The sequence below is a fragment of the Streptomyces sp. NBC_01217 genome (assembly GCF_035994185.1).
Classification (GTDB): domain Bacteria; phylum Actinomycetota; class Actinomycetes; order Streptomycetales; family Streptomycetaceae; genus Streptomyces.
Genome location: NZ_CP108538.1, coordinates 8,791,695 through 8,816,659, shown reverse-complemented (window position 1 = coordinate 8,816,659; position 24,965 = coordinate 8,791,695). Strand labels below are relative to the sequence as shown.

The window sequence follows — 24,965 nt, the reverse complement described above, 5'->3', positions numbered from 1 at the left end:
CATGCCGGCCCATTACGACGACTCGCACATCCGTGACCTCGGCAACCAGTGGATCAATACTGGCCAACGGCTTCACGAGTACCTGGGGACGATGCACGGCGGCGTGCTGTCCATGGCCGAGGGATGGACCGGCAAGGCCGGCCACGCGGCGCAGGTGGTCTGGAACGGTGTGGCGGACCACAACATCTGGCACGCCATCTGGGAGGCGGGCTATGTGGCGCAGGAGGTCGGGAAGTCGATCATCAACTATGCGGACGAGCTGCAGAAGGCGATCAAGGAGATCAACCGGGCGCACCTGATCGAGGCCCTCACCACGATCTTCGGGATGGTCCTCGGGATCGCCTCGTTCGGCATCGGCGGCCTGCTGGGGCGGCTCGCCGCAATGGTCGGCGAGATCGTCGAGAGCATCGCCTCCAGCATCAGCAGGATCGCTGCCGCGGCCGGCGCGATCGGGCGCGCGGCCGCCTTCACCGCCGACTCGATCATCAACGCGGCCACGACACTCGGCACCGACATACTCACCCAGTGGATGGGCTCCGCCGCGGCGGGCGCACCCACCAAGATCGACTGGGCGGGCGAGGGCGTCAACATCGGCCTGAGCGTGTGGATGGGCTGGGGGATGGGAGGCCTCGACGTCTTCCACGCACCGAACGGACTCCCGGGCGGCTCAGTGCCGCACGTGTCAGCCCCCACGACCCCCACGCCGACGCCTGGCCAGACGAACATCTCCGTGCCGAACTCGTCCAACCTCCCCCACACCGGGCTGCCCTCCGTCGGGGACCTGTCCCCGTTCCCGTTGAACTCGGTCGTCCAGACCAACCACGCCCCGCCGACGAACAGCGGCGTCACGAACCCGGTGACCGGCTCGCCCCGCCCGAACGCCGGGATCCCCGGCAACACCGCACCGCTCCCGGGAACCGTCCGGCCGGCGGAGGGCGGTCCCGGCCGGGAGACACCCGGCATGACACGACCGACGGCCCCGGTCCCCGACACCCATGTGCCGAACACGTCCTTCGGTCAGGGGGCCGGCGGCGGCGCGCAGCCTCCGCACCTCGCCCGGGACGGCGCCACCCCCACGAGCGGGACACCCAACGCATTCCTCGACGGGCCGCCCCGCACCCCCGGCGACCTGTCCGGGAGGCCCTCCTCGACCCCGCCGGCTCCGCACGAGACCGGCACCGGGGGCAGGGGCGTCACCGTCAGCGGCCCCGACGGGCGGAACAACCCGCCGAGCACGACGACTTCGCACGAGGGCGGTGTGCGGGAGACCGTTCCGCCGAGCACCGTGACCTCGCACGCCGGTGGCCCTGAGGCCGCACACGTCCCCGGCGGCGGGTCCAGCGCGGGTGCTGGCGCCGGCGGTGGTCGGGGCACGGCTACGCCCGCTCACACCCCCGGACACACACCCGAACCCACCAACGGCCCCGCGACCCCCGGCCGCAGCACCACCACACCCACGCCCGCTCACACCCCCGGACACACACCCGAACCCACCAACGGCCCCGCGACCCCCGGCCGCAGCACCACCACACCCACGCCCGCTCACACCCCCGGACACACACCCGAAGGCAGCAGCAGCCCCGCAACCCCCAGCCGCAGTGGCGCCGATGTCCGCTCGAGCGCCCCGGGGTCGACCGGCGGCGCCCGGACCACGCACGACGTGCCGCAGACCTCGCACCCGGCCACCACCGGCGGCGGAGGCGGCGGTCGTCGTCCGGTGGATTCCCACGGCGGGCACGCGAAGCCCGACGGCACGACCGTGCACACGAAGCCCGACGGCACGACCGTGCACGCGGAGACGTCGGCGACCACCGAGGTCCACGCAGGCGGCGGGCGGCCCGCGGACTCCCTGTCCTCGCCGGCGTCCGAGGCACCCGGGATCAGGCAGCACGACATCGGTTCCGGCGCGACGGCGCACGACGGCTCCCCCGAAGGTGTCCTCACCGGCGGGACCGGCCACGACGCGGGCACCGTCCCCGGCCACCAGCCGACGCACACCCCCACTCCCGGGGACCCCGCGAAGACCGAGCAGTGGAACACCTTCAAGCAGGAGCAGAACGCCCGGAACCTTCCGGTCGTCGAGGCGGAAGCCCGCCTGGAGTATCGACAGCAGGACCTCGACACGGCCTGGCAGAACGCCTACGACAAGTTCGCCGAGAACGACCTGTTCGGCGGTTCGCACCTCGCGCGGGACGGGCGCGAGGCCCTGAACGCGCGATGGCAGTGGCGCAACTCCATCACCCGTGAGTTCCGGGCGGAGGTGGACAGGACGGGGCACATCTCCTCGGACGCCTTCACCCGCATCGTCGACGGCGCGCAGAAGAACGCGTACAAGTACCTCGTCCGGGCCGACCAGAGCGAGAGGTTCACCGCCCGCTTCAAGGAGCAGGTGGACGCCTACAAGGCGAACCGGTTCGGTGAGGGAGAGGACCTGCCTCAGTTCGACAGGGCGCCCTCGAAGTACGCCTTCGACCGCGATCTCCAGACGTACGTCAAGGACGACACCACCGTGTACGGGCACCCCGACGCCGACATCCAGGGGCCCGTCGCCAAGCTCAAGGACGGCGCCGACGGGTCCCGCCCGGACGACTTCACATTCGTCGAGCACACCTCGGACACCAACGCCCCGGTCGACCACTTCCGCGACAAGTCGCACGACTTCAACGCTCTCGAGCAGTACTACATAGGCAAGAAGGAGGAGTTCAACCAGATCCTGGACCGCTTCGTCCACGACGGGGACAGCGGCGGCGGACTGCCTTCGCACACGGGCCGCCAGATCGACGGTCTCCTGGACGGCGTGTTCGACGACCTCGGGGGCATGGCGACGCGCGAGCACGACATCCGGGTGGCGACGGGCGAGAAGTTCGACGACCTCATCCGGTGGAACTCCAGGGGCGCCGAAGAGCTGCCCGATAGTTTCGTCAACCAGGTGCGGCTGGACTTCCAGCGCGACCTGCGGGCCGACCACGCCCTCGTCTTCCGGCGCGGCGACGGGGACGGCCCCCGCGAGCTGTGGGACTGGGCGACCAACCGAGCCATCGACGGCCTCCCGAGTCGCATCGCGAAGGAGCACTTCATCCGGGGGCGGCTGTCGGAAGAGACGCAGCACGTGCAGGAGCACCTGTCGGGGCTGGGCGAGGACTTCCTCGGGCACTTCGGCGAGGCCGGGCGGCAGCGCGTCGTCGGTGAGTACCTGGACACGGTGCGGACCACCGCCGGCCAGCACTTCAACGAGCGGTGGGGCGACGTTCCGAAGGCCGGGGAGTCCGGTCCGACGTGGACCGACATGCGCGACCACCTGCGCTCATCCCTGCCCGGCCGGATCACCCACGAGGGCGACCTGCAGGCCGTGGTGGGCGACTCCGCGCACGCGTTCCACGAGAGCCTGGGCCACCCCGACAGCATCGAGTCCTTCCAGCTGCACAACGACACCGTCAGCAGGCTGGGCAACGACTTCCGTACGGAACGCGTCGTCAAATATGACGAACTGTTCGCCCCCGACGGACACAAGAGCCAGGCCTGGCTGGCGCACGACTCCCGACACGGAGACCCCTTCCAGTCCCGGCTCGGCGACCTGCGGGCCGGCGACTACAACTCCGACTTCCACAGCACCTACTACCCCGCCTTCCGGGACTGGCGAGCCGGCACGCCGTCGCCCGGGGAGAGCGTTCCCGTCCGTACGGGCTCGGACGGACACCCCGCCACCACCAACCCCGCCGGCACCGGGCGCCCGCCCGCCACGACCAACCCCGCCGACACCGGCGCCCCGGCGGTGCCGCCGCGGGAGCACACCGGCGACCAGCAGCAGGTGACGGTCGTCCCGGCGGCCGGGACGCACCAGGGGCCGGGCCCCTCCGGGGTGGAGACGCAGGCGGACCACACCCCGCCGCACCAGGACCAGTCGCAGGTGCAGCTCACCGCGGAGCGGGACATGGTCGGCTCCCCCGGTGTCACCTCCCACAGGCCCGACACGACGCTCTCCACCCACACGTCCGCCACGACTCTCCACAGCGGCAAGCAGGACCAGCGGGCACCGCAGGTTTCCCGGCAGGCCGACTCCGGAACCGCCAGCCTGCCCAGCGAGGTCAACCGCTGGCTGCAGAGGAACACCGACCACACCTTCACCCGCGCGCAGATCGACCAGGCCCACCAGGACCTGCTGCACGAACGCCCCTCCCTCGCGGACCTGCCGGTGCAGACGCAGGCCGTACTGATCGGCAACTCCCTGGCGCGCCCCATGGACCAGACCGTGCGGGCCGCGACCGACCTGCTGATGCGGTACACGGGCGTGTACCCCGACAGCCAGCGAATCCACCGGGTCCACCAGCAGCTGTTCGAGCAGTTCGGTTCCGAGTTCCAGCAGCTGACACCCGGCCGGCAGGCCGAGGTCGTCGTCGCGCGGATGCTGGACCTCCGGGCCGGACTCCACGACGTCAAGCACGACGTCAAGGCCGTGCACCCGGAGCCGGAGGAGCTGGTACCGCCCTCGTCTCCCGTGGAGCACTCCGAGCTTCTGGAGCCGCCTGCTTCCACCCAGTCGCCGGGCACGGTCACCGCTCCGATCGACAGGAACGCGCACGACGGCGTGCGGAACGAGGCCGTCAGCGAGACGCCGTCGGTTCCGCACGAGGCGGTGCAGGACCAGGACGTGGCGCAGCCGGGTTCGCGCTCCGGTTCCCTGGCGGACACCGAGGACGTCGACGTGCTGGGGGCGCCTGCCACGCGCACGGTCGACAAGGGCAAGGGTAGGGATCGCGGGCCGGCGATCGTGTCGGAGTCGGAGCGTACCGAGTTCATCCAGGGGTCGAGTTCCGGGCTGCTCCACGAGCCGGACAACGAGCATGTGCCCTTCGAGCAGGCCATGCGGGAGTTGCAGGTCAAGAACGAGTCGCTGCGCGGCCTCACGCTCGACGAGGTGCGGGAAGCCTTCCACATACAGCGGTACGCCGACCCCTCGCTTCCGGGCCTTCGACAGCAGGAACGCCTGCGTGACCTGGCGCAGATCGGGTGGGAACTGCACGCACACGGCCCCGCCGCGGCGCGCACACTGGCCGCGCGGCTCGCCGAACACGCCATCCGTCCGGGTGCCTTCGGTGGCGCCGTCGAGGAGACTTCGGCTTCGTCCGCGACCCAGTCCGGCAGCCAGGCGAACGCGTCGCAGGAGTCTCCCGTGCCGGCGCACCTGGTTCCCGAGGCGCTGCTGAACACCGATCCGAAGACGTTCCTGCGGGCGAACGTCCTGTCGATGGACATGGACAAGGGTCTGGAGATCCACGCCGCCGGCCTGAACGCGGTGGACCGGGACCAGTTCCTGAAGTCGCTGGACGTACTGCCGGGCCGGGAGGGGCACCTGCCGGAGCACCGGTTCGTGCTGGTGCGGCGGGGCCTGGACACGACCGGGAAGCCGGTCTTCGCGCTGGCGCCCGCGGTCGAGTGGTACGTGGAGCGCTACGGCGCGGAGCGGTTCCGCTTCCAGGAGGGGACCACCCTGCCAGGCGTGCGGACGGACGGCTATGTGGACGCCGCGTACGTGCCTTACCTGACGCGCAGCGCGCAGGACTACGCGAATCAGGTCGGGCATACGGACGTGCTGCGGGAGCCCGGGCAGTCCGGTCCCCGCCTCGTGGTGACGCCGACGATGAACGGCTGCGCGTACGCGGTGACGCCGCACGCCGATCCGGCCCGGATGAGGGTGTGGCACTACCAGTCGCCCGACTCGAAGATGCCGTATCCGGTGCAGTTCCGGCGGGACCAGCAGCCGACGGACTGGTACGGCGCGGGCGAGTACGCCGGTGCCGTACCGCAGGGCAGTCTGTTCGAGGTCGCGAACCTGATGTGGTACGGCAAGGACGGGTGGGAGTTCGTCAGCCAGGAGAACCACACGGGCACCAAGGACAGAGGCGCCGTGACCCTGGCGAACGTGCTGGGTCGCCGGGTGGACCTGGAGTCAGGTCACGAGGTCACCCATACGGCCGCGGCGTACCAGAGCCTGGTCCACAGCGAGCTGCACGACTGGGACCTGCCGCAGGCGATGCGGAACATCGAGGGGGTGGCTCCGGCCGGGCCCGACACCGTGGTCCTGCGCCAGGTGTACAGCCGCATCGAGCAGCACATCAGCGGTGAGATCGCCGAGCTCGGCCGGGCTCAGAACCCTGACGAACTGCGCGCGCTCGCGGACACGTTCAAGGCCGGGCGTACCGCGCTGATGAGCGACCTGGAGAGACTGATCGCGGAGGCCGGCGCGCAGTCCGCGTCGTGGGCCACGACGAATGCCACCCAGGGGGCCGTGAAGACGCGACGCGACCTCGCCGAGCAGATGGTGGACCAGTTCGTCAACCGCCCGGCGAAGGACTGGATCGACCTGCTGCGCGACGAGTCCGCTCCGCAGCATCCGAAGACGATGGCCGCGGTGCACCAGACGAAGGCCCGGATGGAGCTGGGCAACACGGGCTCCACGGTGAACGTCGTGTTCGAGAACATTCTGCGGGCCAAGCCCAAGGGCCCGGTGGAACGGGCCGTCCACGCCGTCATGGAGCAGGTACGCAACGAGATCAAGACCGAGATCGCCCAGCTCGGCCGGGTCGATGACCTCGACGGACTGAAATCGCTGGCGGTCAAGCTCCGGCAGCAGCGCGAGACCGTCCGGATCGTGGCAGAAGCGGGGTACCACGCCATGACCCGCGACGAGCGGGACCGCAAACAGGTCGGCCAGTTCCACCAGCAGGTCAAGGAACTGCTGGACGGTCTGGTCACTCCCCGGTTGGAGAACTGGATCGACGGGCTGCGGCAGGAGACCACCGCCCTGGCGGCCGGCAGCTCCTGGTACCGGCTGCCGCAGACCGAACAGCGGGAGCTCGGGCGAACGGTCCAGGACCTGCTGCCGGCCGGGAGCAGGGACGACGGGTTCTTCGACCTGCGGGTGCAGCGCGCCTACGACGGACTGGACCTTGCAATTCTGGCGCAGCCGCTGCCCCAGCAGGCCGCTCGCGTCGCCGACCTCCTCTATGGCGGGGCGCGGATCACCGAAGTGGACGACTTCTTCGTCCGTTCGGTCAACAGCGTGCTGAAGGACCGGAGCAAGGCACCGGTGTCACCCTGGCAGGTGCACCAGGCGTACCAGAGGCTGGCGTCCTCCCGGGGGGTGACGTTCACCCGGAGCAACTCCGTGTACCGGCAGGAAGCGATCGCCCAGTACCTCGCGGGACTGGTCCGGAACGCCGTCCCCGGCGGCGCCCCCAGTGTGCACATCGAACCGCAGGACGCCCCGGTGCACGAGGTCTCGGTGGACAACAGTCTGTCGGGGGGGGATCTGACGGAGGGGCTGCGGGAGCGGCTGAACCGGCCGGAGTTGCTGAACGCGGTGCACGAGGGCGTCCGGGTTCGTGACCGGGGGCTCACCGATGGGCAGCGGGCCGGGTTCGTGCGCCCGCAGGAGGATCTGCGGCTCGCCTACGGATGGCTGGACAAGGTCAACCCCTACCGGGCGCAGGGCGGTGGCTTCGAGACGAACTGCGTCCTGACCGCCATCGCGGTCGACCTGACCCTGCGCGACGGCGCCGTACACCAGGCATCACCGTCCGAACTCGGCGGTGACCACCAGATCACGCAGGACACCTCCGGACTGCACAACTACCTGTCCAACTACCTCGACCGCACACCCGACCCGGTATCCGGCTCCGCAGCGGTCATGACCGCGATGTCCGCCGCACCGCTCGGCGCACGCGGCATGCTCGTCATCGAGGACCTGACCGGCGGCATCGGCCATGTCGTCAACGTCACCCACGACCACAACGGCGTCGTCTTCCTCGACGGACAGTCCGGCATCCCCGTCCACGAACCCGCCGGCGCGGTCTCCTTCCTCCCGACCACCGAAGGCATCCCCGGACACCCCCTCCACCCCCAGACCGACACCACCACAACCACCACCACGCCGCCGCGCACGCTCGGAGCCCCCAAGCGGCTGGCCGCCATCCCTGAACTGGACGAGACGTCCGTCCCCGTCCTGCCACCCGTCCAGGAGCCGGTTCAGCGGTCCGGGCGGGTCACGACGACCGCCGTGGACCTGGACGAGCAGCGGCCGCCGCGGCTCGACCTCGAACTGCCTGCGGCGCTGCTGACCACCGGCCCGGTGCGGTTCGACGACGGCACCCAGCTGCCCCTCTACATGACCGGCGGCATCGGTTCGCAGCTGCCCGGTCTGCCACAGGACGTCGTGCGCCGTTCGTTCGCCTTCGGCCAGAGCAACCACACGCTGCGCGGCATCGACCACGTCGAGAGGGAGCTCGGCATCCGGCTGGACCAGTCGGCGGGCAGCCGGCCGGCAGTCGTGAAGGGGAGCCGGGAGCAGGACGGTTTCGGACTGCTGGCGCAGGTGTCCCGCAGTCTGCGGGACAGCCCGCAGGAATTCTTCGGCGACGGCAAGCAGTTCGTCTACAAGGCGGCGGACGGGAAGACCCGGACACTGGAGGTGACCGCCCGGCCGTACGGGAACTGGGAACGGTTCACCTCCGGTTACGGGAACCCGGTCAAGATCGACACGATGCAGCGGTCGACCGCCACCGGCGGTCAGATCAAGGTCAACGGCACCTCCTTCGGGCTGGCCCCGACGGCGCCCCTGGGGCCGCTCAAGCAACTCGTCTCCCCATTCGCCCGGCTGAACCTGCAGGCCAACTTCGGCAAGCAGGTGCGGTACAACCAGCAGACGCAGGTGGTGAACCAGACCGAGACCCGCACCACGGACGGTTCCCGCGTCCATCTCGACGACGTCTGGTTCGAGTTCTCGGTCAAGGACCGCCACGGCGACCCCATCGACCTGAGCGGGAGGCCGATTCCCCAGGGCGCCGTAACGACCCGTCGGCCGGTGGAGTTCGGCTTCGCCGTGCGTGACGGACTCACGGTACGGATCGCCGACTCCCTGACCACCGGAAAGGCGCTCACCGACTCGCTGCCGCCGCGGATGCGACTGAATTCCAATTCCCATTTCCGGATGGTGAACACCGAGGCCTACGGCCCGATGAGCCACATCCGCGAGTGGGTGAGGGAACAGGCCGGGGTGGAGTCGGGCAGCATGGCGGCCGCCCAGATCGGCGACTTCTTCTCCACCGGCGGCTTCCATGGGATGTCCCGCGTACTGAACTCGGGCCCGGTCGTCACCCCGCCGCTGTTCGGCGGCAAGCACGGCAGCGACCCACTGGGCGTGTTCTCGGTGAAGGCCGAGTCCGGTGACGCGGTTCTGATCAACGAGACGGCGGCCGCGGAGCTGCGTGACATCGCGCAGAGCACGGCGCGCAACGAGCGGCAGATCGGGAAGTCCCACGGGGTCGACATCGGTGCGTCGGTGGGTCCCGCGGTCCAGCTGTTCGGCTTGGAGAACGGCGCGTTCGATCTGCGGCTGATGGCCGGGCTCACCGGCCGCTACGGCGCGTCGCGCAGCCGCAGCACCCTCTCGGGCGGATCGGCGGCCGTGAAGGTCGCCGCACAGGCCAAGGGCGCCAAAACGGGTCTGTACCTGGTGCAGAAGACGGTCACCGTGACCGCTCCGCCCAACACCAAGAAAGCACCGCCCAAGTCCACGCACAGCGCGTCAGGGCATTCCGGGAGGCTGCAGAAGAACTCGCCGCGGAACTGGAGCGAGCCGCCTCGATCCCAGACGTTCCAGACGTGGGCGGTGGAGCGGCTGACGCGCTCCGAGGCCCGTCGGCTGGCCGGGCTGGACAAGAACAAGCAGGTCGGCAAGGAGCCGGTGGCGCCGCCGTACCTGTCGCAGGACCAGCCGTCGACGTTGGGCATGAGCCGCCCGGAGGAGTTCACGTTCGCCGACGGGAACGTCAGCCGCGACATCGACGGCAAACGGGTGACCTTCCCGGAGCACTTCGCCGACGCCGTACTGAAGGAGGTCGGCAAGGTCTATCCGGACCTGGTCGCCCCCTTGCGCGAACTCGACCCGCACAACCCCCGGTGGCGCGACGACAGCCACTTCCAGACCGTGCTGCACAACACGCTGGAGGTCCTCAACCAGCTGTCGCACCACAGCATGGCGTCGAACGTCGAGACGATGATGACCACCGGTCTGCGGATCGACCTGGTCGAGTCGGGCGCGCTGTCGCGCGGCCACCGCTACGTGTGGGTGGACGCGAAGCTGACCGGGCGGCGCTACGAGGGCAAGCAGGATGACCTGCGGCTGCGGTACAGCGCCCCTGGCAGCGAGACCGTGGGCGGTCAGCAGAGTGGGTCGCGGACCGTGCAGGGCGGCCTCGAGGCCCTGGTCTCGCTGCGCGACACGAACAGCAATGGCATCGGCCGGCCGGAGCAGTTGGGCACCGCGTCCGTGGGCGCGCGGCTCGGCCGGCGGACGGAGTCCGAGAGCGGCTACGGCGTGGCCGCCACGCACGAGGCGATGTCGATCGGCACCGGCGGCTCGCACCTGTACAGCTACCAGATCAGTCTCGGCGCCCAGCGCGGCGGTTACTGGCGGTTCCGCAGGTGGATGCGCGGTCTGATGTTCATGAACGTCCTGGGCACGCAGCCGTTCGTGTTCCGGGAGCAGGAGAGCACGCTGATCGCGCCCCCGACGACCACGAGCGGGCAGGACACGCCGGGGCTGGGCCGAGTGCTGCTGAGCCTCCCGGTCGAGCACACCCCCGTCACCACCCCCGCCACCCCCGCGGGCCAGGCAGTACAGCAGACGCCGCCGGAGACCTTGTCCCGCGAGGACGCCCGCGACCTGGCTCTCGGGACGGGGAAGACGCTGCAGGGCACACCCGCGCGCACTCCCGCCGTATTGGCGGCCCACCCCCACCAGACGATCTCCGTCACGGCCGACGAGCGGCTGACCGGCGTCGTGGAGGATGTGCTGAAGGAGGCGTCGGGCGGCTCGTGGACGGTGACCCAGAAGGGCGCCCCCGCGCACGACGCGGCGGTGCAGCTCACGGAGAGCAGGCAACTTCGGGCGAACTTCGACCAGAGTTCCACCGAAACGGGGTGGCGGGCTCCGGAGCTGTTCGCGTCGGCGCCGTATCTGAACCGGTCGACATCACTCGCGCACCGGACGACCATCCTGCCCGGCATGACCGCCCTGACCAAGGCGGAGAAGGTGGAGACCGAGACCACCGTCGGTGGCGTCACGCAGGCCGCCGGCCGCGAAGCCAGGACCAACACGCTGTTCTTCGGCGGCCAGGTGGGATACCAGAAGTCCCACAACGCGGGGAGTGGGGTCACCGGCACCTACGCCCTGGTGGCCAGCCCGTACCGGCTGGACGTCTCGAAGTCGGTGACGGTTCAGCGGGCAGCCGTGTCGGAGGTCAACCGCAAGGACACCGGACGCCACGTCCTGGCGACCGCCCCCGTCCAGCACGAGATCGCGGCCGCCTCCGAACGGATCGGCGCGTGGGCGCACACCAAGGATCACGTTCCGGCGTCCCTGGCCGGTGTGTCGGGGCGCAAGCTCGTGGTGCCCGACGGCTGGGTGGGCCACGTTCCGGAGAAGAGCGCCTACCGGCTCGGGCTGCTGAAGGACGGCTTCGGTGATGTGCCGCTGTACAACAAGCAGTCGTGGTCGCCGTTCCCGTGGCTGAGCGGCCATGCCTTCGGCAGCTGGCCGGTCAACTCGCTCGACACGGCGGCGGCACTGCGTCAGTTCGAAGAGCAGTTGACGCCGCTGGGGCTCTCCGCGCAGGACCGCGAGCAGATGCGCCGTCTGGTGTCCGGCCGTGTGGTGCGTGCCATCGGCAAGGAGATGTCGGGCACGGGTTCCGCGGTGCCGGCGCGCATCGGCCGCTGGGGCTCGGACTGGGCCCAGACGTGGGTCGGCCACCGGCAGGTACGGTTGCGGGCCCAACTGGTCCCCGTGAAGGGCACCGACGACAGTTTCGAGGGCCTGGGCCACAGCGTGGAGCTGGAGGAGCACCGGCAGGCGGTGGAATCCATCCAGCAGGCGCACAGCCGTGCCTCGGGCAAGCTGATCGGCGTCTCGGTGTCCGAGGGCGCGCACACCTCGGATTCCGTGGCCAGGTCCGCGGGCCCGACGTTGTCGCAGGTGGGTTCGTCGGTGCAGGCGACCACCCAGACGCGGAACGCCAGCAGCGTCGAGTTCTCGACCGCGACGACCACGCAGGCGCACGGCGAGTACGCCACGGAGTACGAGCTGCGGCTCGATCTGGAGATAACCGACACCAAGCCGGCTGATCCGGCCGCCGTCGCGCACAGCGGTATGGGCCGTCTCAAGGACGAGGCCGGGCGATGGCTGCAGATGTGGACCGGACGCCGGAAGCACTCGATCTCGGTCCAGGCGAACGTGGGCAGGCTGATCGAGCACTTCCCGCTGAGCCTGATGCGACCCGACCCGCAGAACGCGGCCGGGCTGGTCGATCCGCTCGAGCCGGCGCGACTGGCGCAGCACGGTGAGCCCCATCGGGTCGCCCTGCCGTCGTCGCTCGGGGCCGGCGGCTGGCACGACGTCGCGCACCTGGACTCCGGTGGCACGGTCAAGCCGTTCGAGATGCCCGAGGACGGCTTCGCGATCCGCAGCGTCGTCGGCCTGGACGGTCTGCACACCGCCAACACGCTGGCCCTGGGCGCCGCGTACAACGCGTCCCTGTCGGTACCCGAACATGGTCCCCTCGACGCGGACCTGCTGGTGAAGGCGAAGGACACGGCGCTGACCCGCGCCGGCACCGGATCTGCGCAGAGCCTGGAGGACGGCACGTCCAACGCGGCGCTGACGGCGTTCTACGACCGGACCCTGACTCCGGACGGTTACCAGGTGGCGGGGCTGACCGACCGCGGCTTCTTCGGGGGCGCGGACGGTGCTCTCGCGCTCTACTCAAAGCCCGACCTCTCCGGGGCGCGGCTGATGGCCGTCGCGGACGGGATGAAGTTCGAGGGCGCCGAACGGGGCACGCATGGCGTCGGCTCGTCCGCAGGCCGCGTGGGAGCGGCCGACCACGTCCTGTTCGCCGGACCGACGACCTCCTCTCCCGCGGTCGGCACCAGTCAGATAGGCAGCGGGTCGGGCGCCCAGGAGGTCGACTCCGTGACCGCAGGTCAGGCCAGTGAGCAGCTCGCCTCGGTGAACGTCAAGCCGGACAAGGGCCGGGCGTTCCTCTTCGCCATCCCCACGAAGTGGCTGTCGATCGCCCAAGTCCACCACCACCTGAAGGACAGCGCCCCGGTCGGGCGGGTCCGGAGCCTCTTCGGCAACCCGCAGCGCGAGCCGCAAGCGCTGGAGACCGACACCACGGTGCTGGCCTGGGTGCGCGAAGACCGGGCCCGGCAGCTCGGCCTGGTCGGCGACGCCAACTTCCCGGCCAAGGTCGCCGAGTCCTGGGACGCGGTCAGCAAGGCGGACAAGGAATGGACCGCCGCCGACCGGGCCTACTGGGATCTGCGCCGCGGCGACGCCGCGAAGCGGGAGTCCGAGCTGATCGCGACCGACAAGGTGCTGAACGACCTCACCGGCGGTGGACAGCGGTCCGTGCCGTCGGTCGAGGACGCCCTCGGTGCGCTCCGCTCGCTCGAGCAGGACAATGACTTCGCCGAACCCGCCCACGACGGCTGGGAGGAGATACGGTCCGAGCAGATCGAGCAGGCGCGGACGACGCTGGCGCGGGCGCGGCAAGTCGCCGCCGCCCGTGCCGCGCGGGACACCGCGCAGCAGCGACTCAACGACGTGGAGTCCGCTTTGAACGCCCGCCTCGCCTTCGCCGACGCCCTCTCGGACGAGTACACGCGGGTGCGCCGGCTCACCGACCGGCTCACCAACTGGTACCAGTTGGACGCCACCACACAGGGCCGCGGACCGATCGAGAACATCCCGGAGCCGCCCAAGGCCGTCTTCTCGCGGCCCCCCAAGGCGGACGCCGCGAAGGCGGAGGCACTGAAGAAGGGCAAGGAGGCGGACCGCACTGGGATCGCCGGCATGACACGGCAGTTGGGCGCCGCGGGTACGGCCGGGTTCGTGCGCCCGCAGGAGGATCTGCGTCTTGCTTACGGGTGGCTGGACAAGGTCAACCCCTACCGGGCGCAGGGCGGTGGCTTCGAGACGAACTGTGTCCTGACCGCCATCGCGGTCGATCTGTCCCTGCGCGACGGCGCTGTGCACCAGGCGTCACCGTCCGAACTCGGCGGTGACCGGCAGGTCACGCAGGACACCTCCGGACTGCGCAACTTCCTGTCCAACTACCTCGACCGCACTCCCGATCCGGTATCCGGCTCCGCGGCGGTAGTGACCGCGATGTCCGCCGCACCGCTGGGCGCACGCGGCATGCTCGTGATCGAGGACACCGCCGGCGGCATCGGTCATGTCGTCAACGTCGCCCACGACCACAACGGCGTCGTCTTCCTCGACGGACAGTCGGGCATCCCCGTCCACGAACCCGCGGGCGTGGTGTCCTTCCTCCCGACCACCGAAGGCATCCCCGGACACCCCCTCCACCCCCAGACCGACACCATCACCACAACCACCACGCCGTCGCGCACGCTCGGAGGCCCCGAGAACGCAACCGACAAGGCATCGACGGTGGACGGGGTGTCGTCGGGGCGGCCGCATGTGAAGGCCCGGGCCGCACGCCGCAAGCCGGTCGATCCGGTGGAGCGGCAGCGGTTCGACCGCTTCAGCCGCGAGCTGGAGCGGCTGGTGGTCCGGCCGAACCCGGACCGTGAGCAGTTGGGCCGGGCGATCGGCGAGTTCCTGGGCGACGTGTCGTCCGAGCACCGGCATACGTGGGTGCGCGAGGTCCGGCAGTTGATCGACACACTTCCGGACGGGAAGTACCTGGACGAGTCCGTCAACGCTGCGCACAAGGCGCTGGACGGGCACGACCACGACTGGCCCGTGTTGGGCGTTCCGGGTGCGGAGTACATCGCGGCCAGCCAGGTCGCCGACGGTCCGGGACAAGGCTTCATCAACCGTGATGTCCCCGAGACCGTTGTCATCGACGGTGAGCCGTATGTGCCCGTGTATTCGGCGGTGTTCGGCGACGCGCTGGGTTCGCACGCGCCGCGGTTCAAGGACATCGGCCAGGACGAGGACGGTGTCGTCCAGATCCACACCGGGTCCGAGGGCGTCGACGAGAAGGTGCTCTGGGTGAGCTTCGGCCAGCCGCTGCGGCAGGTCAAGTGGGTCGAGAAGTACCGTGCGGACCACGCCCAAGAGCCGATGATCCGGTCCTTCCTGGTACCGCTGCGGACCGTCAGCGAGATTTCCCGGAACGCGGTCACCGAACACCACTCCAGCAGCAACACGCGTGATCTGAACGTCGACAAGCACTTCGCGTCGAACCAGTTCGGCATCCGCGAGGCGGGGTCGCTGGAACTGCTGCGCCAGACGGCGCTGCCAGGTTCCTTGCGCTCCTATACGGACGGCGACATCGAGCAGCGGCCGGGCTCCTGGGGAGAGGTGCGGCCGCTGCACGAGCTCCGCGACCGGCTCGGGGTGCCTGACGAGACCATGCCGGGCTTCGAGGTCTTCACCGAGGGCACCGGCTTCCTGTCGCCCGCGAAGTACGAGAGCACCGCGCGCACCCTGCGCGAGGTCGTGGCGGCCCACTACGGCAACAGCTCGCTCCGCGAGCCGGGTGACCGGGTCCTGTCACGGGGCGACGTCGAGCGCTTCTTCGACGAGCACGCTCCCGCGCGCCTCAAGGAGAACATCGCCTCCAAGGCCGACAAGCGGGCGGCCGTGGAGGTCTTCGTCCGTGACCACCTCATCCCCTGGGCCAACCAGGCACGCATCACGCAGGCCCTGCACCACGAGTACGACGAGTTCCTCGAGAGCGGTCCTTCGACGACGCCGGTCGCCTACCGGCTCACCGAATCGGTTCCGGTCCTGCGCGGCCAGCGCAGGACCTTCGCCCACCGACTGGGCGCCGAACACCGTAGGCACATGGAGGTCCGCTTCGGGATCCGCCAGGGCTACGAGGAACTGGGCAACCTCATCACCGGGGCCTTCAAGTCCGCGCCGCCACAGGTGCGCCGGGAACTCAACCAGCTGAAGGACCAGCGGGCCGAAATCCTCGCCGACTACCAATTCAAGATCGGCGACCGCCTCACTCTGCCCGACCGCAACGACGCGTACCGCTCCACCGCCCTGGACGCGCACCAGCGCATCACCACAGCGCTCCACGGGACAGCACCGGACGCCACCGTCCAGCAGATCCTCGACGTCCTCACCCGCATCCGGACCACCACCGAAACCCAACCCCAGAACACCTCAGCACCACGGAAGTTGGGAGCCACGGGTGCGGCCGCGACCATGCGCCCGCAGGAGGACCTGCGTCTCGCCTACGAGTGGCTCGACAAGGTCAACCCCTACCGGGCACAGGGCGACGGCTTCGACACGAACTGTGTCCTGACCGCCATCGCGGTCGACCTGTCCCTGCGCGACGGCGCCGTTCACCAGGCGTCACCGTCCGAACTCGGCGGCGACCGACAGATCACCCAGGACACCTCCGGACTGCACAACTACCTGGAGAACTACCTCGACCGCACACCCGACCCGGTAACCGGGTCCGCGGCGGTCGTCACCGCGATGTCCGCCGCACCACTCGGCGCCCGCGGCATGCTCGTGATCGAGAACACCACCGGCGGCATCGGTCATGTCGTCAACGTCACCCACGACCACAACGGCGTCGTCTTCCTCGACGGACAGTCAGGCATCCCCGTCCACCAACCCGCCGGCGCGGTCTCCTTCCTCCCGACCACCGAAGGAATCCCCGGACACCCCCTCCACCCCCAGACCAACACCACCACAACCACACCGCCGCGCACGCTCGGAACCCCCGCCGCGCAGACCTCGCATGCCGAGGGCGTGGAGGTGGACCTCTCGGGGTTCACCGAGAGGGTGGGCAGCGGAGTCACCCGCGTCGCCGAACAGCACTCGGAGCCTCAGGACGACGTGTCGCTGGACGACCGGTACGGTCCGGCGGTGCAGCCGAAGACGGTGAAGCGCGGCGAGAAGGACGACGCCCTTCCGCCCCAGGTCCGTCTCAACCCCCTGTGGTACAGCCTGGAGGACTTCAAGCCGGCCCTGCTGGAGCGCGGCGGCGTCTGGACGTACGCGATCGACGAGGACGGCCGGTTCTTCATCGGCAGTGAGGACGTCTGGTCCATAGCGGGCGAGGAGGAACGCACTGAACTCTTGGAGGCGATGAGGACCACTCACCCCGATCTCACGATGGCGGACCTGAAGGGGCTCCTCAACGACCAGGGAGTGCCCACCGTCGCCGCGGGATTCGACCAGACCGGCGCCACGGTGATCGGCTCCGCCCGCGTCGGCGGCGAACTGTTCCGCGACCCCCTCACCGGCCAGTGGACCATCGACGCGTCAAGCCGCTACGTGGGCCCCGTCGTCCGCCCCGGTGTGGAACCCGCCACCGTCACACGGTGGGTGCGCAACGCGGCCGAAACGCTCAGTTCCGCCCTGCGCATGACGATCCTCGCCAAGGACGCGGAACGGCCCACGATCACCCACGGCGCGCTCGTCGCGGGCACGGGCACCGGGGAACTGGACCGTGACTACGGCCCGCTGGCGGGTCCGAAGAAGGTCAAGGACCGCGAGCGCGACGGGGTAGCCCTCGACCAGGTTCGGCTCAACCCCCTGTGGTACCGACTGGAGGACTTCAAGCCGGCCCTGCTCGAGCGCACCGAGGGCGTCTGGCACTACGCCGTCGACGAGGACGGGCAGATCAGTATCGGCAGCGACCAGGTGCTGTCCATCATGACGCAGGAGGAGCTCCACGAGCTCCTGTCACACATGCGGCGAGCCGACCCGGACCTGACCCTGGAGCAGCTCAAGGCGGCGATCGACAACCAGGGCCATCCGACCGTCGCGGCCGGGTTCCGCGAGGACGGCACCACCGCGGTCCGGCCCGCGCGCGTCAGCGGAGAGCTCTCCTACAACCCCGCCTCGCAGGCTTGGGAGCTCACGGACAAGTCCGGCCGCTATATGAGCAACAAGATCCGGCCGAGCGTCGACTCCGATGAGGCGCGGCAATGGCTCGCCAACACGGCCGGTCGCATCAGCGAGCATCTCGGCGTCCCCGTGAAGCCCGTGTTGTTCAAGAACGCACCGGGTACGGCCACCAGCGCTCCCGACGGCGTCCTGGCCGGATCGAGCCCGCGAACCGAACGCAGCGAGGTCATGACGGAGTACGCCGGGGCCGCTCAGGAGTTGGCCGCCGCGTTCACGGCCGGTGCGGCCTTCCGGGAACGGCTCCAGGGCGCGGGTTCCTCAGCGGACGCGGAGGTGGCCGACACGCACGAACGGCGCCTGGCCGCCGCTGAGTCGCGGTTCGAGGCCGCCGAGGGCCGGATGGTGGAACTGGGGCTGGGCGACCTCTCGGGCCGGGACGACGCGCTGCTCCCGGACGAGATGCGCGAGCTTCCGGCGCGGGAATTCCGCGCTGCCATGGGTCGGGCCGAGGAACTGCTGGGAGCCCCGGCTGTGGTGTTCGGCTCGGAGCGGCACGTGCGGGAGATGCGTGACGCCCACAGGGTGGCGCAGATCGCCGTTGCGGCCGAACTCGTACAGGGCCGGGAGGAGGCAGCCCGGACGGTCGCGGCGGAATTCTCCGAGCTGCTCGGGACACAGCCCGGAAAGAGGCTCGGCGGAGCGCTGATCGTGGCGGGCGTCAACCTGACCGAGCAGTTCAGGAAGGCGACGGAGGAGCTGGAGGAGGAACACGAGAGCAACCTGCGGATGTTGCGGCAGCATCTCGAGTGGACGACCCGTCAGGCGGCCGCTGCGAAGAGTTTGTCGGTCGTCGACACGTTGTGGGGGTGGCTGGGCTGGAGCTCCCCGCAGCCCGCCGGGCCCAAGTGGGATGACGAATCGGAGAGCGAACTCCGGGACAGCATCGCGAAGCTGCCGGACGAGATGCTGCTGAAGCAGAAGAAGTTCCTCGCCGATCAGATCTCGGCCATCGAGCGGGGCCTGCAGGAGGAGCGCCACGGTCAGGTGCTGAGCGCGGCGGAGCGGCGCGCCTTCAGGCACGATCGCGACCGCATCCGGAAGCGGCTGGCACGACTGATCGTGGAGCCGACCGGGCACCGCGGATACCACGCCGTGCTGGAGACGGAAGTGGGGAAGCACCCGCAGTTCGGTGCGAAGCGGCAGGACGTCAGGGTCGACAACTACACGGATCTCGCACGGGGCCTGCTGGGCTGGACCGCGGCGAAGCCGAGCCGGCACCAGGAGAAGGAACTCGCCCTGCGGGTCGAGTCCGAAGGGCACGTCGAGCAGATGCTGGACATCCTGCTCACCCGCATCCACACGCATGTGCGGGACCTCCCTGACGGGGAGCGGATGCTCGGCGAGATGGAATCGGGCGTGTCCCACGCCGACGGCAGGGAACTGGGCGCCTACCTCCGGCACTTCCGTGCGAAGAACCTGCCCGAGGACCTCAGGCATCTGGCGACGACCGTCTGGGACCGCGGCGGCATGGCGGCGGTCCTGCGTGACCCCGCGGAGTTCGGCATACGCGACAAGATGATGGTCCTGCACGACCTCATGGAGTACTTCAAGGACTCCCGCCACTATCCGGTGACGTACGGCACCGGGCTGCTGCCGGCCGACCGTTCGAAGGAGGCACAGAGCACTACCGTCGTCGACGAGGACGGCCGCCGCATCCACTCCACGAAAGATCGCGGCCAGAACCCGCTCAAGGACGGCAGGACCCACCCCTCGACGCGGAACGAGAACGCGGAGTCGACGATCCTCGCGCGCGAGCTGGGCATTCCCGTGTGGGCAGGCCAGTCGTTCACCGCGATGCGCATGTTCAAACTGGCGCAGTGGGCCGGGGCGTCGCGGCAGGAGATCGCCGCGGTGGCCTGGGGCATCTTCGCCTTCTGGCGGCTGCACTACGACCACCGGGAGGAGCTGGCCCACCACACGCTCCACGAGACGCTGGACATCGCCCAGAACTTCGGTGTGCCGTACTCGCTGCGCGACCGGGCTGCGGGGCTGTCCGAGGTGACGGTAGAGCACCTCCTCACGTATGTGGAGACCGAGGCCGCGGGCTTCGCCCGACTGGCCGAGCGTGTGAACCGGGCCGTCGACGCGCTGTCCCGGCGCGAAGTCCCGGAGAGCATGAACGAGACCCTGGGCGAGTTGGGCGACGCCGCCGCGTACTTGACCGCGGTCGCCCTGGAGATCGAGCGCCGCATGGGGCCGGCGCGGTCGCTGGTGGGCGAAGGGCTCACCAAGCCCGGGATCCACGCCGTGATCGAGCTGGTGGACCACGTACCCGCGGGCCTTGCGGCACAGGAGGTCGTGACGGAGCACGGACGCGTCCTGCTGCTCGGCCTCGACGGCGGCTCGCGCGACCACGGAATGGACCCGCAGGCCGAGGGCTGGGAGATGGGCCGTGAGATCACGGTCATGGCCGAGCGGTACGGCCTGCAGGAGCGGGAGCTGGAACAGCCGTTCACCGTGCCGGGGAGCGGCAAGGGCGCAGAGGTGTTCCGCGAGTTCAGCCGGCCGTTCCCGCACTCGTCGCGGTCGTACGGCTACCAGGTCGGTTCCGCCGGAAGCGTGCTGCTGCCGGACGGCGGCGCGCTGAGGGGGCGTTGGACGCGGTTCGGGGACGACTTCCTGCATGAGCAGGGATACGTGCTGCGGGGGGACAACGGCTGGATCGGGCGCGTCGCGAACTGGGAGGAACTACGGACGGTCCTGCCGTCGGACGCCGCCGAGTACGAACTGGCGGCGGACGAAGCACGGATGTACTTCGTACCTTCCGACGGGGGCGGCCGGACGGTCGTCCTCCCGCTGACCGAGGAACGCACCGAGTCCGACGGCGGGCGCACCGGTGTCGGACTGCGGGCCACCGCGGCGGGGGCTTACGAGCCGTCCGTGGAGGGTGACCGCACCGACCTCGTCGCCGACGCGGTGTCGCCGAGCGACACCGGCGCGCGGTTCGCGGTGGAGGTCGACGCGGTCGACGCAGTCCACGCGGACCGGACGGCCCACCCGGTCGACGAGGTTGACGCGGTCGACCTCCTCGACCTGGACCGGTTCCGCGCGCACACCAGCGATTCCACGGCGTCCGACCTCCGGTCGCTCTCGCGGGTGGCGGACCTCGACCGGCTGCTGCACGACTACCAGGCGATCGACGAGCACGATCACGCGCGGCGCGCCGACGCCCTCGACGAGCTGTCCGAGCGGGCCCGTGCCTACGCGGCCACCACTAAGAACGAGTTCCGGCAGCAGGCCGTGCAGCGGCTGGTCGAGCAGGCCGGAACCCGGGCCGCCATGTACCGGCGGCAGGAGGGATCGCAGGAGGCGCCCGCCGGCACCGCGGAGGCCGTGCCGCCCGGTCCGCTCGGGTACCGCGAGCGCATCGCGCTCGCCAAGCGCGAGTGGGAGGGGCCGGTCACCGAAGAGGTGGCACGGCTGGAGCAGATGCTGCTGGACGCCGGTCCCGGCGCCCGGTCGCTGGTCATGGGCGCGGTGCCTGGTGAGCAACTGTGGGCGGTGAACGTCCTGGGGACGGTCCGCTGGCTGGAGCAGGCCACGGCAGAGCGGACGCAGGCTCCGCAGTCCGCACAGGGCACGGTGGTGTCGATCGACCTCGACCCACGCGCCAGGCTGATCGCGCCCGACCCGCGGCTGCTCGGTGCCGGTGCCGGCACCGAGGCGGCCCGCTTCTGCGAGCTCGTCGTGGGCGGGGATCTGAAGCACGTCGTGTGACGGCCGCCGCGCGCAAAAGCGCCGGGGCCGCGGAACCGGTGGAAACCGGAACGCGGCCCCGGCGCCCGGGGTGCCTCGTCAGCGGGAGAAGTCCCCCAGCTCCGTGCGGAGCTCTTCCAACACGGGGACGAACTGCTCTTCCTGCCGGGCGGCCAGAGCCTGCTGGGCGTTCCGGACCGCGGAGACGATCATGTCGGCCAGGCCCTGCGCGTTGCCCGCGTCGGCCACGACCTGTGAGATCACCAGGTCCTGGAGTACGCCCTTGCCGTTGACGGTCGCCTGCACCGCTCCGCCGCCCGCCGTGCCCTGCACGGTCAGCGCGCGGAGCTCCTCCTGGGCCCGGGACAGGTCCTGCTGGATCCGGCGGGTGCTTTCCAGGAGCTTCTGGATGCCGAGGCCGTCGTCAAGGTCCATGTCTGCGTTCCGATCGTGTGGTGGCCGTGCGGTGGCGGGGGACCGCCGTTTCTTTCGAGCTTATGCGGACGAGCGGCCGGGGGGAGCCGATGTGACCGGTGACGCACGGAACGCCGGCCGCCGTCGGCGCTCCGTGCGTCACCCCGTCCTCGCTCAGCGCTTGCTCCACTTCTGGTTGTCGGTGCCGTAGCAGGTCCACAGCTGGAGTTTGGTGCCGTTGGCGGTGTTCTTGTCGACGACGTCGACGCACTTGCCGATCGCGGTGTTCACGAGGTCGTGCGAGCTGTTCACCTTGAACTTCTGGGCCCAGCCGCCGTTGCATCTGGCGAGCTGGATGGGCGTGCCGTCATTCTGGGAGGCGCCTGCGACGTCCATGCACAGGCCGAACATCCGGGCCGTGCCGTCGGAGCGGAAGTCGATCTTCTGCCACGATCCGCCGCCGCAGTCCCAGATCTCCAGGCGCGTGCCGTCAGTGGCCATGCTGTTGGCTGCTCCCGTGGCAGCGACGCAGCGGTTGCTGTCGTGGCTGACGACCGCAACGCCCGGGTAGGTGGTGTTCTGCGGCGCCTGCGTGGTCTGGGTCGACCGCGCGGTGTTGGCACTGCCGGACCCGGAACCAGAGCCGGAGCCGGTGTTCGCACCGGCGATCGGCGGCCCGGTCGGTGCGCCCGGCGCCTTCTCGCCGGATCCGCCGCTTCCGCCTCCGGCCTTGGGACCGCCTCCGCCGTTCGGCGCCGGGGCGTCGGGGCCGACGGCCTTGACGCCGCCCGGCATGCCCGGTGCGGTCGAGTTGCTGTGCGAGGTGGAGGACTGCGCGGCGCCGGACGCGGACGGGGAAACGGAGGCGGCGGCGACAGCCTTCTCCTTGTCGCCGGAACCGGCGGGGAGCTTCGCGATCGCGAACACCACCAGAACCACGACGGCGGTGAGCGCGGCCGCGGAGACTATCCACGTCCACGGCCGGGCCCGCGGGTTGCCCCCCTCGCGGAGCTGCGTCGTGCGCCGGGTGAAAGCGTCGGCGAAGCGCGACGAGGCTCCGTCCAGCAGCGCGGGGTCCTGCGGCTTGGGTTGGGGCGGCACTTCGTCTCCTGTGAACTCGGAAGCCATGGGGTGGGTATGGGAAACGTGACGAGGCGATTATCGAAGCACGGCTTGGCGATTCGATGGCCAGGGGGTACACACCACGTAACGGTTATTTTAGGAGTCAAGTTCTGTCGGCCACTGGCGGGGCTCCCGTACGAAGGCGGCTCTCCGGCCGGGCACGACGCCCATCTGTGCGTGGAGGGGGCCATGCACACCGCTGAGCTGTGGAAACCGGCCCGGTGCCCGCTCGAACAGGTGTGGCGCTTCGGGGTGAGGGTGCCGGTGTGCGGGTCACCGCGATGTGACGCTGCCCGGTGGGGCCTTGACGTACACAACGAAGCTCCGTGCGCAGATGGCCTTCTCAAGTCGCCTGCGCAGCGCGGAGCTTACGTGGAGGCATCCGGCACGTCCGAGCGCGCCGGCTGCCGTCCCGGCCCGGTCACCGTGCTGCCCACTGACGCAGCGCGCCCTCGGTCACCTCACCGCCGGCCGGAGGGGCTTCGGGTGCCTCGGCGGGACGGGCGCGGGCGGCCAGCGGGTTCAGGCGCCGACGGCCGCGCGTCCGGCCGCGTAGGTGCGGGCCCGCTCGGCGACGCGGCGTCCGAGGTGCTCGGCGGTGGGCGGTTTCTGTCAGTGGTTGCGCATCAGCAGGTCAATGGGCCTGTGAGGTAGTCTCGCATGGCTTCGGATGGGGTCTTGTCGCCGAGGACCATGCGGGGGCGCCGGTTGAGCTGTCGGGCGACTTCTCGCAGATCGTGGGACGTGTGCACGGACAGGTCGGTGCCCTTGCGGAAGTACTGCCGCAGCAGCCCGTTGGTGTTTTCGTTGGTGCCGCGCTGCCAGGGTGAGTGCGGGTCACAGAAGTAGATCCGCAGCCCGGTCAGCGCCTCGATGTCTTGGTGCAGGGCGAGCTCTCGGCCCTGGTCCCAGGTGAGGGTCCGGCGGAGCTGGGTCGGCAGGTCCGCGGTCTGCGCGATAAGGGCGTTGCGGACCTGAGGGGCCTTCCAGCCGTGCGGTAGATGGACGAGCCTCACGTAGCGGGTGCTGCGCTCGACGAGGGTACCGATGGCCGATCCCTGGCCACGCCCGATGATCAAGTCGCCCTCCCAATGACCCGGTTGAGTACGGTCGTTGACCTCCAGCGGGCGCTGGTGGATGAGCGTCATGTTCTTGATCTTGTTGGGTTGGGGGACGCCTCGGCGCTGCTTCTTGCGCCGGGTGCGGCCGGTGCGGAGCCTGGCGTCCTTGAAGCCCAGCAGGCCGGCGAAGAGCGCCCGATAGATCGTCTCCGGGCAGGCCCGCATCGCCGGATCGTTGCCGAAAGACCGGGCGAGAAATCGGGAGACCTGCTGCGGTGACCACTTTTCGGTGAGCTTCTCGCGTACCAGGGTGCGCAGCGGCTCGTGGCTACGGATCTTCTCCTCCTTCGGCCTGCCACGGCGCAGGAGTGCCTGGTTGTGGGCCCACCAGGGCTGGTAGCGGCCGTCCGGCTTGCGGTTGCGCTCGATCTCCCGGTAGACGGTCGAGAGGCTCTTGCCGATCGAGGCGGCGATCTCCTTGACGGGCTGTTTGGCATGGAGGCCGTCAGCGATAGCGATCCGGTCGTCCTGGGTGAGGAAGCGCGGAGATATCGGGCCGGGGTCGGGAACGAGCATGCTGCCAGCATCTATGAACCACAGCGATCCGCAGCTGGTGGACACCCCGACCTCGCGGGCGGCAGCAGCACCCATCAACCCCTCGCGGAGCAGCTCGAAGTACCTCCGCTTCACATCGGTCGGCATCC

General features: G+C 70.1%; 4 protein-coding genes. 1 reads left to right on the top strand and 3 read right to left on the bottom strand.

Going from position 1 to position 24,965, the window contains the following annotated elements; genetic code table 11:
- The first annotated feature begins 1 nt into the window (after position 1).
- The gene (locus OG507_RS39185; RefSeq protein WP_327365082.1) at positions 2-21,685 is read left to right on the top strand and encodes a toxin glutamine deamidase domain-containing protein; all 21,684 of its coding nucleotides are present in this window, start codon (positions 2-4) and stop codon (positions 21,683-21,685) included.
- Between the two features lie 78 nt (positions 21,686-21,763).
- On the opposite strand, the gene OG507_RS39180 is transcribed toward OG507_RS39185, so the two are convergent.
- From OG507_RS39180 to OG507_RS39170, 3 genes are all read right to left on the bottom strand, one after another.
- Positions 21,764-22,099, bottom strand: coding sequence for a YbaB/EbfC family nucleoid-associated protein (locus OG507_RS39180; RefSeq protein WP_327365083.1), 336 nt, complete (start codon positions 22,097-22,099; stop codon positions 21,764-21,766).
- A gap of 153 nt (positions 22,100-22,252) precedes the next feature.
- Positions 22,253-23,179, bottom strand: coding sequence for an RICIN domain-containing protein (locus OG507_RS39175; protein WP_327365084.1), 927 nt, complete (start codon positions 23,177-23,179; stop codon positions 22,253-22,255).
- Positions 23,180-23,826: 647 nt separating this feature from the next.
- Positions 23,827-24,963: an IS30 family transposase gene (locus OG507_RS39170; RefSeq protein ID WP_442810913.1), complete on the bottom strand. Its 1,137-nt coding sequence runs from the start codon at positions 24,961-24,963 to the stop codon at positions 23,827-23,829.
- Between the last annotated feature and the right edge of the window lie 2 nt (positions 24,964-24,965).

Excerpts from the sequence above, each read along its gene's own strand:
- OG507_RS39180 (WP_327365083.1), bottom strand. The coding sequence starts at position 22,099 with ATGGACCTTGACGACGGCCTCGGCATCCAGAAGCTCCTGGAAAGCACC.
- OG507_RS39170 (WP_442810913.1), bottom strand. The coding sequence starts at position 24,963 with ATGCCGACCGATGTGAAGCGGAGGTACTTCGAGCTGCTCCGCGAGGGG.
- OG507_RS39185 (WP_327365082.1), top strand. The coding sequence starts at position 2 with ATGCCGGCCCATTACGACGACTCGCACATCCGTGACCTCGGCAACCAG.